The sequence below is a fragment of the Pseudomonas sp. FP2254 genome, from assembly GCF_030687695.1.
GTDB lineage: Bacteria > Pseudomonadota > Gammaproteobacteria > Pseudomonadales > Pseudomonadaceae > Aquipseudomonas > Aquipseudomonas quebecensis.
Window position 1 is genome coordinate 3,206,976 of sequence record NZ_CP117444.1, and the last position, 13,596, is coordinate 3,220,571.

Annotated in this window: 16 protein-coding genes and 2 pseudogenes; 10 read left to right on the forward strand and 8 right to left on the reverse strand. The window is 60.5% G+C overall.

From position 1 onward, the window contains the following. Positions 1-100 precede the first annotated feature (100 nt). The 3 genes from PSH94_RS14600 to PSH94_RS14610 are packed head-to-tail and all read right to left on the reverse strand — an operon-like array spanning position 101 to position 1,496. Entirely contained in the window at positions 101-841 is a 741-nt protein-coding gene (locus PSH94_RS14600; RefSeq protein ID WP_305434981.1) for a DUF72 domain-containing protein, read from the reverse strand. Beyond that, the gene (locus PSH94_RS14605) at positions 838-1,269 is read right to left on the reverse strand and encodes a DNA methylase (RefSeq protein WP_253508099.1); all 432 of its coding nucleotides are present in this window, start codon (positions 1,267-1,269) and stop codon (positions 838-840) included. Before PSH94_RS14605 ends, PSH94_RS14600 begins: the two co-directional genes overlap by 4 nt. 2 nt (positions 1,270-1,271) lie before the next feature. Then, positions 1,272-1,496: a hypothetical protein gene (locus PSH94_RS14610; protein WP_253508101.1), complete on the reverse strand. Its 225-nt coding sequence runs from the start codon at positions 1,494-1,496 to the stop codon at positions 1,272-1,274. A gap of 195 nt (positions 1,497-1,691) precedes the next feature. Between PSH94_RS14610 and PSH94_RS14615 the strand changes: the two genes are divergently transcribed. Continuing rightward, positions 1,692-2,195 (forward strand): DUF4142 domain-containing protein, encoded by a 504-nt coding sequence (locus PSH94_RS14615; protein WP_305434983.1) that lies wholly within the window; start codon positions 1,692-1,694, stop codon positions 2,193-2,195. An 86-nt stretch (positions 2,196-2,281) separates the two neighbouring features. Beyond that, positions 2,282-2,842, forward strand: a complete 561-nt coding sequence (locus PSH94_RS14620; RefSeq protein WP_181076814.1) for a type 1 glutamine amidotransferase domain-containing protein — start codon at positions 2,282-2,284, stop codon at positions 2,840-2,842. Positions 2,843-2,903: 61 nt separating this feature from the next. Here the strand turns inward: PSH94_RS14620 and PSH94_RS14625 are convergent, their stop codons facing one another. Further along, positions 2,904-3,110, reverse strand: a complete 207-nt coding sequence (locus PSH94_RS14625; protein WP_181076813.1) for a PLD nuclease N-terminal domain-containing protein — start codon at positions 3,108-3,110, stop codon at positions 2,904-2,906. Between the two features lie 293 nt (positions 3,111-3,403). Between PSH94_RS14625 and PSH94_RS14630 the strand changes: the two genes are divergently transcribed. The 4 genes from PSH94_RS14630 (at position 3,404) to PSH94_RS14645 (ending at position 9,508) form a co-directional block, all read left to right on the forward strand. Beyond that, positions 3,404-3,877, forward strand: a complete 474-nt coding sequence (locus PSH94_RS14630) for a hemerythrin domain-containing protein (RefSeq protein ID WP_181076811.1) — start codon at positions 3,404-3,406, stop codon at positions 3,875-3,877. Positions 3,878-3,946: 69 nt separating this feature from the next. Beyond that, positions 3,947-4,222, forward strand: coding sequence for a hypothetical protein (locus tag PSH94_RS14635; RefSeq protein ID WP_305434985.1), 276 nt, complete (start codon positions 3,947-3,949; stop codon positions 4,220-4,222). A gap of 415 nt (positions 4,223-4,637) precedes the next feature. Continuing rightward, positions 4,638-4,991 carry a hypothetical protein gene (locus PSH94_RS14640; protein WP_305434987.1) on the forward strand — a complete coding sequence of 118 codons (354 nt, stop codon included), beginning with the start codon at positions 4,638-4,640 and terminating at the stop codon, positions 4,989-4,991. Positions 4,992-5,164: 173 nt separating this feature from the next. Then, a complete protein-coding gene (locus PSH94_RS14645; RefSeq protein ID WP_305434988.1) occupies positions 5,165-9,508 on the forward strand; it encodes a dermonecrotic toxin domain-containing protein in 4,344 nt (1,447 codons plus the stop codon). Between the two features lie 33 nt (positions 9,509-9,541). Here the strand turns inward: PSH94_RS14645 and PSH94_RS14650 are convergent, their stop codons facing one another. Next, positions 9,542-10,063: a putative natural product biosynthesis protein gene (locus PSH94_RS14650; RefSeq protein WP_253508107.1), complete on the reverse strand. Its 522-nt coding sequence runs from the start codon at positions 10,061-10,063 to the stop codon at positions 9,542-9,544. A gap of 62 nt (positions 10,064-10,125) precedes the next feature. After that, positions 10,126-10,509, reverse strand: coding sequence for a DUF2946 domain-containing protein (locus PSH94_RS14655; protein WP_285428149.1), 384 nt, complete (start codon positions 10,507-10,509; stop codon positions 10,126-10,128). Between the two features lie 194 nt (positions 10,510-10,703). On the opposite strand from PSH94_RS14655, the gene PSH94_RS14660 reads away from it, so the two are divergent. Together PSH94_RS14660 and PSH94_RS14665 are read left to right on the forward strand one after the other, a co-directional pair. Continuing rightward, the gene (locus tag PSH94_RS14660; RefSeq protein ID WP_181076803.1) at positions 10,704-11,309 is read left to right on the forward strand and encodes an SCO family protein; all 606 of its coding nucleotides are present in this window, start codon (positions 10,704-10,706) and stop codon (positions 11,307-11,309) included. Continuing rightward, entirely contained in the window at positions 11,309-11,776 is a 468-nt protein-coding gene (locus PSH94_RS14665; protein ID WP_305434994.1) for a copper chaperone PCu(A)C, read from the forward strand. Before PSH94_RS14660 ends, PSH94_RS14665 begins: the two co-directional genes overlap by 1 nt. A 42-nt stretch (positions 11,777-11,818) precedes the next feature. On the opposite strand, the gene PSH94_RS14670 is transcribed toward PSH94_RS14665, so the two are convergent. Beyond that, positions 11,819-12,148: a DHCW motif cupin fold protein gene (locus PSH94_RS14670; RefSeq protein ID WP_305434996.1), complete on the reverse strand. Its 330-nt coding sequence runs from the start codon at positions 12,146-12,148 to the stop codon at positions 11,819-11,821. 138 nt (positions 12,149-12,286) lie between these two features. On the opposite strand from PSH94_RS14670, the pseudogene PSH94_RS14675 reads away from it, so the two are divergent. Further along, positions 12,287-12,418: pseudogene (locus PSH94_RS14675) on the forward strand (HIT family protein); the annotation flags it as partial. Here PSH94_RS14675 and PSH94_RS14680 read toward each other — a convergent pair. Then, a pseudogene (locus tag PSH94_RS14680) lies at positions 12,407-12,730 on the reverse strand (GNAT family N-acetyltransferase); the annotation flags it as partial. The pseudogenes PSH94_RS14675 and PSH94_RS14680 overlap by 12 nt on opposite strands. Before the next feature lie 356 nt (positions 12,731-13,086). Between PSH94_RS14680 and PSH94_RS14690 the strand changes: the two are divergent. After that, the gene (locus PSH94_RS14690) at positions 13,087-13,578 is read left to right on the forward strand and encodes a GNAT family N-acetyltransferase (RefSeq protein ID WP_253508118.1); all 492 of its coding nucleotides are present in this window, start codon (positions 13,087-13,089) and stop codon (positions 13,576-13,578) included. Positions 13,579-13,596: the final 18 nt, after the last annotated feature.

Here is a 13,596-nt window from a genome sequence, read left to right on the forward strand (position 1 = left end):
AGGTGTACACCTATAACTATATCCACCGTAGCCAAAGTGCCTACTGTCAGATCTGACAGGTCTATAGAACGATTGGCAATAAACAGCGACTAACCGCCAGTCATAGCGCGCTGAACCCTGCCCGCTCTTGCTCAAGCAAGTACAAGGCATCATCCAGCGCGTGGCCACTGGCGGTGTTATCGAAGATGCACCACGTGGGAATACCGTCCTCGATGGACTGAGCCAGACGTTGCGCATACGCGCGCACCCGTTCGGGTCCATATGCGCTGTGGTAGATGCGTGGCGAGCCGTGCAGGCGCCAGTAGCGCACACCCTGCCAGCCGCCGGGCGCCTCGCCCCCTTCCAGTACCAGCGGGTCGGCGGCGACCCGAGCGATGTGCAGGTCCTGCAGCAACCCCTCGGCTTCAAGCCAACTGCAATGGCGAGGTTCCAGCACCACCGCGCCGAGATAGCGTTGACGCAGGGCACGAAAAAACACCGCGGCCGTCACCGGCTCGTACGCCAGCGACGGCGGCAATTGCACCAACAGACAGCCCAACGTGTCGCCCAGTCGCTGGCACTGCGCGAGGAATTCGTCCAGCGCGGTTTCGCAGTGCGCAAGGCGCAGCTGATGGGTGATGAGCTTGGGTACTTTCACCGCAAACCGAAACGTAGGCGACACGGACTGCGCCCAGCGCGCGTAGGTCGCGGGCAGGTGTGCGCGGTAAAACGAACTGTTGATTTCCACCGCATTGAAGCGCGAGGCATAGCGTTGTAAATGTGTGCCTTGGGCGGCAAACGCCGGCCACTGTTCGCGCGGCAGGCTCCAGCCGGCGCAGCCGATGTACAACGGCGCCGTCAAAACAGCACCTTGGCGGCGTCGCGCATAAAGATTTCAATGGTCTTGGGCCCTACGCCCTCGAACTCGCCCAAGCGCTTTTCGAACCCATGGCGGTCAGCGCTGGCACGGCGGATATGCGTGATCCTGCCGGCGTACTCGGCGTTGAGCTTGGCGCTCAGGTCCAGCAGGCGCTGGGCCGTGCTCTCGTCATATCGCACGTAGTGGGCACGCCCAAGCATCGACACCAGCTCGCGCGACGTGCAGTGCTGCAACTTGCGCGGCGTGTCACGCCCGTGCTCCTCGACGATCACCTTGTACGCCTGCGCCGCAATGGGCGCCTGGATTCGCTTGCCCATCAGAAAGCTGGCGACAAACCACTTGAACAGGCTGGCGTCATCCTCGGGCTTGAGGTCGATGCCCAGCTCGGCCGCGCTGATCGCTTTGGCCATGCTCAGTGGCCCAATTTGCGCTCAGCCTTGGCGGCCTGCTCATTGATCGCATCGGTCTGGCGCTCGGTGTCCTTGATGGAGGTGGGTGTGAGCACCTTGTCGACCTTTTCGGTGTTGGGATTGGGGCGCTCCAGGGTCTGTCCCTTGACGGGAGTGTCCGTACCTTTCTGCGCCTCTTCGGAGCTGACGGGGGTGGGGGTTTTGTCGGCGTTTTTAAGGTCGGTCATGGGGAATTCTCCTGAGATTGAAGAGCCGGCATCACGCGCCGGACTCATTCAGCAGAGCCTGGGGCATTTCGATAGTTCAAGGAAATTGCCCAGCCAAACCGTTGGTGAAAAAAGCGCAAAAAAATTTAAACCTTTTGCGTGCGTGCCGGCTCAACACCCAGGTAGCGACACTCGTCATTCACAAGGAGAGACACCATGACTACCAAGCTGATGAAACAGATGGGCCTGACTTTTGCGCTGGTTGCCGGTTCGATATCCGTTGCCTTCGCCGCCACCTCCAACGACTTCGTGGACAACGCTGCGCAAAGCGGTATCACCGAAGTCGAAGCCGGCAAACTGGCCTTGCAGAAAAGCAGCTCGGCTGACATCAAAACCTTCGCCCAGCACATGGTGGATGATCACACCAAAGCCAACCAGCAGCTGATGGCCCTGGCCAAAAAGCATGACCTGGAAGTGCCGGACGACGCCGCACTGATGGACAAGGCCAAGAAAGCCATCCTGGAAATGCGTGACGAGTCCTTCGACAAGGCCTACGCCAATAACCAGGTGAACGCCCATGAAGAAGCCGTGGAGCTGTTCAAGAAAGAGGCGAGCTCGTCTGACAATGCCGAGCTGAAAGCTTTCGCCACCGAGAAGCTGCCGACCCTGGAAAAACACCTGCAAATGGCCAAGGAGCTGCAAAGCAAATACGCCAAATAAAGGGCGCGATCAGCCCTGCGCATGAATACGGCGCGGGGCTTTTTACGTGCGGATATTGATGCCCCTCAGACAGGAGACACGCGATCATGAGTACATCACTCAACGGTAAGAACATCCTTATCATCACCTCCAATACCGGTATTGAACGCGACGAACTGGTCAAGCCGCTGGAAGCGTTGCGCGGTTTCGGCGCCAATGTCACTCACGCCTCCAGCAAGGGTGGCACCACCCAGACATTTGTAGGCGACACCGAAAAGGACAAGACCGTAGAGTCCGATGCGCAACTGTCGGATGTGGTCAGCCAGGATTTCGATGCGCTGGTGATTCCCGGCGGCACGGTCAACGCCGACACCCTGCGCCAGGACGCGGCAGCGCTACGACTGATCAAGGACTTTGCCGACGCCGGCAAGACCATCGCCGCCATCTGCCACGGCCCGTGGACGCTGATCGACGCGGGCGTGATCAAAGGTAAAACCCTCACCTCCTACAAGAGCGTGCGCATCGACCTGGAAAACGCCGGTGCGGCAGGCTGGGTGGATGAGCAGGTCAAGCAATGCACGGCCAATGGCTGGACCCTGATCACCTCGCGCACGCCGGATGATCTGCCGGCCTTCAACGACGCGATTGCCAAGGCATTGGCCGGCTGATCAGTGGATCGTTAAAAAAACAGGCGCCCCATGGGGCGCCTGTTTGCTGTACAGCGGATGCTCAGTGTTTATCCTGCTGCGGCATCTCGCGCTTAGGCCCGAACATTGCCCACGCAATCAACCCCAGCAACGGCACGAAGATCAGGATGATCAGCCACAACCCCTTGGTTTCCCAGCCGCTGGTGCTGCGCAGCACGGCATTGATCGCCCACAATTCCAACAGCAGCACAACCACCGCCAACCCGATCCAGACATATTCTAATTGCATGTTTCACCTCCTGAGGTCTAAGGCTTAGGTCAACCGGTTGCGCCCAGGGTTCCATCGGATTTTTATGCGTGCCTCCAGCACCCCGCACGCGCCTCTCGGTTCGGTGCGGCGTAATGCAAGGTAACCGGTGCCGGACCATGCAAGCTGCACGATCGCGCCTCTCGTTGATGTCGTCTAACTTGCTGATTAAAAACATCTTTATGCAAAAGCCTAAGTTGGTACGGCTGATGCAACAGCCTGACGGACGAGGCGCGCACTTCGACGCGCCCGAATCCTATCCGTGAGGTTTCACCATGAATGCCATCGACCTGCTCAAAGCCGACCACGAACGCGTCAAGGCACTGCTGACCCAGCTGAGCGAATCCACCGAGCGCGGCGTGAAAAAGCGTACTGAGCTGCTGGCCAAGCTCGAAATGGAGATCACCCTGCACACCAAGCTTGAAGAGGAAATTCTCTACCCGGCCTTCCGCAAAGCGGGTGGCAAAGAGCAGGACATCATGTACCACGAAGCCAAGGAAGAGCACCGCACCGTCGACAGCCTGGTGCTGCCTGATCTGAAGCAGACCGAGCCGTCCACCACCGAATTTTCCGGGCGTGTGAAAGTGGTCAAGGAACTGCTGGAGCACCATATCGAAGAAGAGGAAACCGAGATGTTCCCCCAGGCCCGCAAGCTGCTGGGCAAGGCGCAGCTGGAAGAGCTCGGCGCCGCGATGGAGGCCATGAAGGCCGACTATAAAAAAACCATGACCAAGCCGATGGCCGCCTAACCGCCGGCCGGACCGCGGGCCACCCTCCAGGGGCCCGGGGTTTGTGCAATGACATAAGGGGATCGCGTCATGAAGACCACCACGTCCCGCAGGATCGCACTTTCCGTCTGCCTGTCGGCGCTGCTCGCCGGCCCCGTCCTTGCAGCATTCGGCGATAACAACAGCGCAGCCGGTTCGGCACTGCCGCCGGGCAACTACCCCAGCAGTCCCAGCAGCGCCCCCAGCACTGGCAACAGCGACAGCAAACACACCGACGACAGCCCCCGCAAACAGCCTCAGAAAAAAGCCCCTAAACCTGCCGAAACTTCCAAAGAGCGCAAGGACAAAGCGCGTTCAGGTAACTGACGGGTTATCTGCGGTTGTAGGGCGATTCAAATGTGAGGGGTGCGATTTGCTTGCGTTAACCATAGGTGTCTACACAGCTTCGGTGAAAACCTGATCTGACAAATAACTCCGTGGTTATCGGCGCAAGTCGCACCGCCCCTCTCACAGGTTCGAGCGCAGCACCGCCATTGGAACCCTCGGCATGCATTGTCCACACAGGTGAATCTCCCTTCACAGTGAAGACACCTGCATGCGTACAGCTCAATCTCCCGCGAGTCGCTTTCCAGCCTCGGCCTTCGCGCGGCAAAACCCGCAGAATGTAGACAGCCTTGGGCCCGGCGAAACGTCCAACAGTGGCCGATCGACACGCGCGGCACCGGGCGACTCGGTAAAGGAGGCGGACGACTTACTGAGACGCTCGTGCTCCGCCGCCCTCATGGACAGAGTGATTGCACTGCAAGCCAACCCGGCAAACGCCCCACCCGCCGCAACCATCGACAATATCCCGGTCAACTCTACCTTCGGCCAGGCATTGGCGCGGTTTACCGAAACGCTCAAGCAAGAGCCGTTTGCTTCGTTCGCGCGTAATAAAAAGATCAACCTCACGCACTTCAGCGTGGTCCCGTCAGAGGGTCGGATCGAATGGGTCAGCAATGGCGTACGGATGAAGCTCACCCGTAACAACCCAGCCTGGAACCAGGTATCCGGCGACCTGCTCGCCGCAACGCGCGAGCTGATGCCAACCTTGCCGGGCGCCTTCGAATACACCGGCGCGCGCAGTGCCCCCTGAACATCATCAGCAACTTTTATGCGGCCCGTGGCGCCACCGACCTGCCCACGACCTCGCTTGCAAGCAACGGCCTGAAGCCATCACGCGACGTCCCTTCCCTGCAGGTACCCCTGGCGACGGATGCGAGCTATCAACCATCGGACTACCAACGCGTCGCACAAAACCGCAAACATTTGGTCGACTCCTTATCCGGCACCCTCGGCCCCGCAGCGGCGTCCATGTTCGGCGTAGCGTGGTCGGTTGTGCAGCAATCACTGTCGAGTAAGCCTCGCGACGCGTATGAGCAACGCCTGGTCACCGCCTTCACCGACGAGCTAAGCAAGGCGAACCGGGGCGAGGAGCCTGCCTGGGTGCGCGTGCCCGCCCAAACGGGGTTAGGCCAATGGCTGGAGCTGTATCGCAGCCTGTTCGACCATCCAGCGGTGTGGGAGTGGATGCAGGTCAAGGGGCTCGACCTGGCACAACTGGAACTGAACCCGTCCACCGGTACGCTGTTGGTCAAAAAAGCCGATGATGTCGCGGTGTTTACACCGACCGACGAATCCGGCTGGGGGGCTATCGCCGGCCCGATCATGACGGTGGCCAGGGTGATCGCGCCTTCACCCGATCAGTCGCTGCAGATCGTTCCAGGCAACGGTTTCATTGCCACGCCACTGGGCGTGGTTGCCGACTTCCAGAGCGAACCGCCCCAGGCCGACAGCGCTGCCCAACGCGCGCGTATCCAGTACCTGAACGCACAGCGGGCCTTTGATCCGATTGCACCAAACGACCCACTGCGGTCTGCCGACACCCGATCTTACGTAGCCCTTGGCAACCTCGGCACCCAGGCTCAGGCGCAGTTCGCGGCATTGGCCCAGTCCAGGGCCGACAAGCGTGATTTCGCTACGCGCCTGCTCAATGTCAATCGAGCGCTGCCGAATGTTCGTCAGGAAGCGAAAAAGTGGGCCGAAGCAATCATCCTCAAGTTGACCGGCAAGCCCTTCGATGCCGACACAATCTATCTGAACCGATTCGACGGCTCCCAAAGCGCGGACACCCAGACAGGATGGGAGCACATGGGCAAGGAACCGAAGTCTTCACTGCGCTTGCCCGATGCCTTGCTCAAGAATTTTTCGGAACACGACGCGGTGCCCAACAACCTGGATTTCGAAGCCGGCCTCTACTTCGACGGCCCCGGTAAAAGTCATGCCGGAGGCTACGGCAAACATAACGAATTCCCCCTGCCCCCCTCAAAGATCATGCACGAAGCGTGGTCCACCGACTTCCAGAAACACATGAACGACAAGCTGGACAGTTTCTGGACGGACCACGCCGACGAGTATCGCGACATCCTTAAAGGCCAGTTTATCTACAGTGCCCGCAACCAGTTCAATGCGTACGAACGAGCCTCCCCCGCCGAACGCGCCCGAATCCCGGCCGCAGAACAATTTACCCGCAGCGACTATGAGTGGGTCATGAAGGCCGTCTCTAATGTGCCGGTGGGTCCCGAGCAACCGGTGCCGCTCCAAGCACTGCAGGCACGCGCACCGGTCAAGGGCAAGGTCCGCGTGCATGCATTCGATATCAATGGTTTCAGATCCACGGACATCCTGCGATTCACCGAGCAGGACGACGGCCGGTACCTCTACCTCAAAGGCCGTCGTGACGGTCGGCAGATCCTCTACATCCCAGGCCGCACGCCAGAGTTCCTGAAGTTCGCCTCGCTCGAAAGCATGGACAAATGGATCGCCGATGAATGCAAGGACCCGAACAAGCGCACAGCGTTGGCATCGCACTTCAGCCTGTCCGACCGCCAGGACACCTCCAGCAGCGCTGTCGTGAGCCTCTTCAAAGCGCTGATTCCGTTTGGTGACCAGCTTCTCAAGGATCGCCCGGAGAAAGGCGTCGACACCGCCCTGCGCAACTTGAGCACCGGCGCCTGGGATCGTCTGGAGGGCACCGTGATCGACAGCGGCAACCTACGCATCACCGGCGATGTGTTCGACAGCATCATGCGGGCGACCTGCCAGCGGATGAGCCGTGATGCAGAGGTCACCATCAAGTCCAACGATGAAGTGACGCGCGACACCTGGCTCAACGACCTTTGTGTGGCAGCCGGCCTGCTGGGCAAACTGGCCCCCATCGCCGAACCGGTGGCGGCGCTGGCGTTTCTGGCAGGCCTCGGCGAAAGCGTTCTGGGGGCGCAAAAATCCCTTTCAGGCGACACCGAGGCCGAACGCCGCGACGGCGCAGCAAAGGCCCTCGACGGTTTGCTCAATACGTTGTTCTCCATAGGCGCCGCCGAGCGGCCCGAAGATCCCTTCTCTGTCTCCCGCGAGGCGGCGGCCACAGGTACAGCAGTCGGCCGGCAACGCTTCGCCGACGGTGCCGCGCCGCTGATGCTCGAACGGCCTGTTTCGTCCGACGCTTACACCATTGCCCGCTCCAGCGGCTTCGATCTGGTAGAGGGCGAAAAGGTCTATCGCTACGATGCCGACCAGCCTGGGCTGTTGAGTGATCTGGAGTCCACCGAACGCACGGACCGCCTCGACCGGTTCGAGGATGTTTGTCCGGCGCCGACTGCCCTGTCGCGCAGAGCCAAACGCGGCGCCAATGATAGGTGCTTCACCAAAGCCCTGGAGCCCGTCACCGACTTGGCGGGCAAAGAGCTGCAATCGCTGGAGCACGTTCGGCTGTTCCCCGCTGCGCGCAAATCCTTGTTCAACGGCGACCGGGAAGTGATTTTCGAAAAGCGCATCAATCGAGTGGTGGATACCGAACTGGGGAGCAAGCTGGTGCCGCTGCCCGGTAAAGCGCACGTCCGATACAAAACCGTGGTCAAAGGCGACATCAGCAAAAACGCTCGATTCGGCATGTACGACAACAGTGACAGCGCGTTCCTGCGCGAGCGCACCTATGCGGTGAAACTTGGCCGAATCAGCGACGTTTGTAATGATTCCCGTGAAGTCCGTGGCGTTGTGGTTTCCAGTTCCAACCCTGCCGACACACGCAAGTACCTGATCGTCGAAGCAGACACCGCAGCGTTCTACAAAGCGCTGATTACGGATGGGCAGACCGGCAAAGTGAACTTCATTCGCTGCGAAGCCACCGCGGCGGATCTGGATCTGGTCAAGCACTACCGCAGTGAACTGACCCAGCGCCAAGGCACTGCCGCGGTGCCTTTCGACGCCGACTTGATTGCGCTGCCACAGCTGGACAAGGCCCTGAAACAGTTGCGAAAAAATGGCTACACAAAGGCCCAGATCCAGGACCTCAAAGCCAGCGTTTCAGGTATGACCGCCGAGCAAAAACGCGAAGTGGTGTACCAACTGCAAAGCCGCCACGCCATCGAAAAGCCGGATATTGCCCTCAAGCCGGCACGTGTGCGCCCATTGACCAAACCCGCTCGATTCAGCACGTTGACGGCCGAGCAAAAAAACGCCTTCTACGCTAAAGGCACGCAGGACTCGGTCAGTCGCGGGCTCAAGGCGACAGGCCTGGGGCCGGGTAACCAGGTGCATTCAGCCAGCGATCTTGCACGCGCCGAAGCGGCCGCCACCACCGTGGAGTGGATGCGCCGTACCACCAACCCCCATGCACCGAATCGAGGGGACATGATCCTGAAGGCCGGAGCCGGCAACTGTGGCGAAATGAGCCAGCTGTCGAAGGACATCGTGACCAAAAGCGGTGGCCGGGCTTATGAATGGTCGGCGGGTAACGCTCATGCGTTCACCGTGATCGGAGGCCCTGTGGAGCGCCCGCCGGCAACCCGTGATTTTTCCGAGGCTATATGGCGGGATGCATGGATCGTCGATCCCTGGGCCGGTATTGCCTGCCCGGCCCGTGAGTACACGAGCCGGCTCAAAGCGGTAATGACCGAATGGCAGGCCGGTGGGCGGAAAATACTGAATGGTCCCACCGGCGTTATGAGCCCCACCGATCCAAAGTGGCTGGACGAGCTGATCGAACAGCCCAAGGCTCCTTACGACCACAGCTATGAGACGCCCACCGCGCCAGGCACCCTCGCCGAGGTCATCTCTCCCCGGACGGCCCCCCGCGAAGAGGTGGAAATGGGGTTCAGCCGCACGCTCGATGACAGCGATACGGTGTTGTCCACCCGAGGTCTGTCGGACTGCTCAGCGCTGGTGGTACTGACGGACCTTAAGAACGGCGTCTATGGCAAACGCACCTTGATGCACCTGACCGGCAGTAACGTGGCGATGGGCTTGAGCCATGGACACGCGGCCACTGAACTGGCGGCCCTGGAACAATCATTGGACGGCGGCGGCAAGGTCATTTTCGTCGGCGGCAGCAACTCAAAATCCGTTGTGGGCATGGCCAGTGTATTGGGTCAGGAAGTAGACGGTCGCAAACCTCTGCTCTCGATTGTGCAAAAACCCGGTGTGACAATGACCCTGGCCAGCGCGACCGCCATCGATGTGAAGCCGGACGGGACCTTTACCCTGGTCACAGACGGCGGCACGGAAGGTGTCTTCAGACCGGACAAAATCAAGGAGGTCTTGGATTTCATCGACTGAAGACAGGTCAGCGCCGCGAACAACTGAGTCAGATCAAGTCAGCGCCTGCCAGCCGCGGAACTCACCGCGCCGGGTCAGCGCGCTCCAGGCGAAATCCCAACCGGGCGGCGGCAAAGGCGGTTGTTCAACGGTGACGGGCGGCGTGGCTTTCCAATCGAATACCCGCAGCGTGCGCCACGCCAGCACGATACCTTCGGCCCGGCTGTGATCGGTATTGATCCAGCCTGCCGCAGCGGCGGCCATGAACGCTTCAACGGGTTCCTCATTGATGCGCGTGCGGTAGGCCGAGCCGAGCAACCAACGGCACACGTTCAGGTGGTAGGTCCAATCCCCGGCCGGCTGGTTGCGGTAGGCCCAGGTCATAAAGCTGCGAAACAGGTTCAGGCCTTCGGGCGGGTCGAGTTTGAGCAGCGCCGGGCAGATGTCGAACAGGCTGTGCCAATAGGGCAACAAACGGGCGTCCAGGTGGACGAAACAACGGGCATTGCTGGGGTATTGCGCAGGCGCCGGTGCTGCGCGCAGGCGAACGGCGCCGGTTGGCGATGGATAGCTCATGAAACGCACTCACAGTCGTGACGATAGAATGCCCCCTGGTCACAGGAGGCCCAAGGCACACGTCAGAAGGCGGGAGAAGCGCGAGGGTTGGCCGAGGGCCAGGCGTAGCGCGGCGGCGCTTTGTTGCGCTGGGCATGGGCCGGGCGCGGGGTTTGACCCAGGCCCAGGAGCCAGGCCAGGCCGATCAGGAACACCAGGGCCACGTTCAGGGCTGCGCACACCGGGCAGGCAATGTAGTTCGAAATGTTGCTGGAAGCCGCGTCACCCGACCCTTTATCGGAAAGTGGCGCGGGTTTGCCGTCCACTGAACAGAACGCCCCGCCGATCCCGTTGAGCTGCTGGCCGAGCATCTGACCATGGCTCAAACCGCACACGAACAGGTTCATCAGCACGCAGCAGTACAGGGTCCAGGCGATCAGGGAACGGTCGGGCAGGCTCAATTTCATGGCGGCGACTCTACCATCACCGCCGCCAACGGATGAAGCGCGACGCGCCCCTGTGGCAGAACGTCGCAGATTACGCAGGCGGGTAGGGGTTGGTAGACTTGGCGCCCTTCGCGTTTCTTACTTCAAATGCCTGCTTTTCCCAGCCTGACGGCTAGACCCGGCGCAATGCAGGCGTTTTACAGGATGCACAGTTGATGAGTACGTTATTCACCCGCCGCAAGGTCCTGGCCGGTATGGGCCTGATGGGCCTGGGCCTGCTGGCCGGTTGTGACAACAGCCCCAAACTGAACTTCAAGTACGGCAAGGACTTGAGCGACAAGATCATGGGCCGCACGTTCAAGCTCAAGAACACCGAGGGCGACACCGTCACCCTCAGTTCCTACCGTGGCCTGATGCCGGTGGTGTTCTTCGGCTTCACCCAGTGCCCGGCGGTGTGCCCTACTACCCTCGCCCGCGCCGCCCAGGCCAAGAAGCTGATGGGCCGCGACGGTGAAATCATGCAAGTGATCTTCATCACCCTGGACCCGGAGCGCGACACGCCGGAGATTCTCGACAAGTACGTCAAGGCCTTCGACCCCAGCTTTGAAGCGCTGTACGGCACGCCGGAAGAAATCGCCGTGGCCGCCAAGGAATTCGGGATCTTTTATGAAAAGATCCCCGCCGGCGACACCTACACCCTGTCCCACACCGCCACCAGTTTTGTCTTCGACACCCGTGGCAACCTGCGCCTGGGGCTCCAGGCATCCCTCACCGCTCAAGAGTGCGCAGAAGACCTGCTCACCGTCATGGAGGTCTGCTAATGACTGCCGTTCAACACCTCAAGCGCCTCACCCTTGGCCTGGCCCTGCTGGGCCTCGTCGCTCACGCCAGCGCCCAGGTGCAGGTCAGCGACGCCTGGGTTCGCGCGACCGTTGCGGGCCAGCCCTCCAGCGGCGCGTTCATGACCGTCACCGCCGACGTCGACAGCAAGCTGCTGCGTGTAGCCTCGCCGGTGGCCAAGGACGTGCAGATCCATGAGATGAGCATGAAGGACGACGTCATGCGCATGGGCCCCGTGGACTCGGTGGCCCTGCCTGCCGGCAAAGCCGTGACCCTCGACCCCAACGGTTACCACGTAATGCTGATGGGCCTGACCGGGCAGATCAAGGAAGGTGACCCGGTGCCGCTGACCCTGACCGTGGAAAATGCCAAGGGCGAACAGCAGGCGATTGAAGTCAAGGCCACCGCCCGAGGCGTAGACGGCATGGACCCTAGCCATAAGCACTGATTGCAGCTGCTTGGTTCGGGTTGGCTCACCTCAACCCGTCCATCAGTCCACGATAAACAGCTTCGCACCGTCCAGCGTCGATGAACGGTGCGCTTCCATATCATTGCCCACCTGATAACTCATCCCGGCCGTCAACGTAAACCGACGCCCATCCGCCAGCTCGGTGTGCAACTCGCCTTCCAGACACAACAGCACATGACCGCGCGTGCACCAATGATCCGCCAGGTAACCGGCGCTGTACTCCACCATGCGCACGCGAGTCGTGCTAAAGTGCCCGGTGCGCCAGGTGGCACTGCCCGTTACGCCGGGATAGATGACGGGTTCAACGCTGGACCAATCGGTGGTGCAAAACGGGACGGCGGTAAGATCCATGGGGGCTCGGGTGTGAGTTAAGGGGGCTTGAGGCTAAGGGGCTGACAGGGGGGGCGGTAGACACAGATGGAGTAGTTTTGCGGCATACAGGCAACCGTGCTTGTTATTCTGCTTCCCCATCACCGAGGAGGCATGCTGATGCTGATCGACCCCGCTTACGTCTTGTTTGAGACCGACCATTGGCAGCTCAATCATCACCTGACGTCCAGGCTAGCGGGTTACTTGATGCTGGGCGCCAAGGCGCCGGTGGACTCTCTTCGCCAGTTCCCGCGCGAGACTTTCAAGGTGATCCAGCATGGCCTTGCCATACCCGCGTCCGGTGAATGCGGGCAACACGAACAGCGCACCGATTTCGTTGTTGTCCAGGTCAAGCATGCCGGTGGCTACAGGCTCATCGTTAAGCCAACCCAGATAAAACGATTTGTCCATCAGTGCGCTGTAGCCGTCCTCGGCTTTGCCACGCGTCCAGACTGCCATTTGTTCAGCGGTGTAGGCGCCGACGCATTGGCTGCGGATGGCTTCGCGGCGGATGTCAAAAGCAGCGACTGCGTCGTTGAGGGTCGCGCGTTTTATTTCCAGCATTGATCCTTCCCTTTATGCGTTTTCATTACCCGCTCGGGTGAATGAATAACGGTCCCTGTCCGTGCGTAATTGCCAATCCTGGTTTCGTCAATGATATGCGGCGCGGGTTCAGTTATAGATGCGCTGACCGACACGCCGCCATCGGGGGCAAGCCCCCTCCCACATTGGTATCCCGGTTACCGTCAGATTTTCACACTGCCCTTGACGTCGATGACCATGGCCAAAATTGTCGAAAAAGTATCCGCTACGATGCCTGACGCGAACAAGCCCATTCCCATTTTTTGAGCCGTGTTCAACGCAGAGTCCCAGCGAGGCCGCTATGATGTGGCCTTCCGCTTAACGCCCCAGGAACACCGATGCCCGCCCTCACCCTGCGCAACGCCATGCCCACTGACGCCGCTCGCTGCTATGCAATTGAAATCACCGCCTACGAAGGTGACGAAGCCGCGACCCTGGAAAAGATCGCCACGCGCATTGCGCTATACCCGCAAGGCTTTTTGATCCTGGAAGCCGACGGCGAAATAGTGGGTTTTATCAACGGCGGCTGCGCCCATGAAGTGGTGATGTCGGACGAGGCGTTCAAGGAACTGGTGGGGCATTCGGCCGAGGCGCCGAATGTGGTGATCATGTCGGTGGTGGTCGACCCGGCGCATCAGGGCAAGGGGTATTCCACGGTGCTGATGACCGAGTTTGTGCAGCGCATGCGCGCGATGGGCAAGCGCACGATTCACCTGATGTGCAAGGAACAGCATGTGCCGTTGTACACCCGCATGGGCTACACCTATGTGTGCCCTTCACCCTCGGATCATGGTGGCATGGCCTGGCATGAGATGGTGATGACGCTTTAACCAACGGAGGGTTTCGCG

Coding starts and splice junctions, on each gene's coding strand:
- PSH94_RS14625 (WP_181076813.1), bottom strand. CDS start 3,110: ATGCAATTAGAATATGTCTGGATCGGGTTGGCGGTGGTTGTGCTGCTG.
- PSH94_RS14640 (WP_305434987.1), top strand. CDS start 4,638: ATGGACAGAGTGATTGCACTGCAAGCCAACCCGGCAAACGCCCCACCC.
- PSH94_RS14660 (WP_181076803.1), top strand. CDS start 10,704: ATGAGTACGTTATTCACCCGCCGCAAGGTCCTGGCCGGTATGGGCCTG.
- PSH94_RS14630 (WP_181076811.1), top strand. CDS start 3,404: ATGAATGCCATCGACCTGCTCAAAGCCGACCACGAACGCGTCAAGGCA.
- PSH94_RS14610 (WP_253508101.1), bottom strand. CDS start 1,496: ATGACCGACCTTAAAAACGCCGACAAAACCCCCACCCCCGTCAGCTCC.
- PSH94_RS14665 (WP_305434994.1), top strand. CDS start 11,309: ATGACTGCCGTTCAACACCTCAAGCGCCTCACCCTTGGCCTGGCCCTG.
- PSH94_RS14635 (WP_305434985.1), top strand. CDS start 3,947: ATGAAGACCACCACGTCCCGCAGGATCGCACTTTCCGTCTGCCTGTCG.
- PSH94_RS14690 (WP_253508118.1), top strand. CDS start 13,087: ATGCCCGCCCTCACCCTGCGCAACGCCATGCCCACTGACGCCGCTCGC.
- PSH94_RS14650 (WP_253508107.1), bottom strand. CDS start 10,063: ATGAGCTATCCATCGCCAACCGGCGCCGTTCGCCTGCGCGCAGCACCG.
- PSH94_RS14605 (WP_253508099.1), bottom strand. CDS start 1,269: ATGGCCAAAGCGATCAGCGCGGCCGAGCTGGGCATCGACCTCAAGCCC.
- PSH94_RS14670 (WP_305434996.1), bottom strand. CDS start 12,148: ATGGATCTTACCGCCGTCCCGTTTTGCACCACCGATTGGTCCAGCGTT.
- PSH94_RS14620 (WP_181076814.1), top strand. CDS start 2,282: ATGAGTACATCACTCAACGGTAAGAACATCCTTATCATCACCTCCAAT.
- PSH94_RS14615 (WP_305434983.1), top strand. CDS start 1,692: ATGACTACCAAGCTGATGAAACAGATGGGCCTGACTTTTGCGCTGGTT.
- PSH94_RS14655 (WP_285428149.1), bottom strand. CDS start 10,509: ATGAAATTGAGCCTGCCCGACCGTTCCCTGATCGCCTGGACCCTGTAC.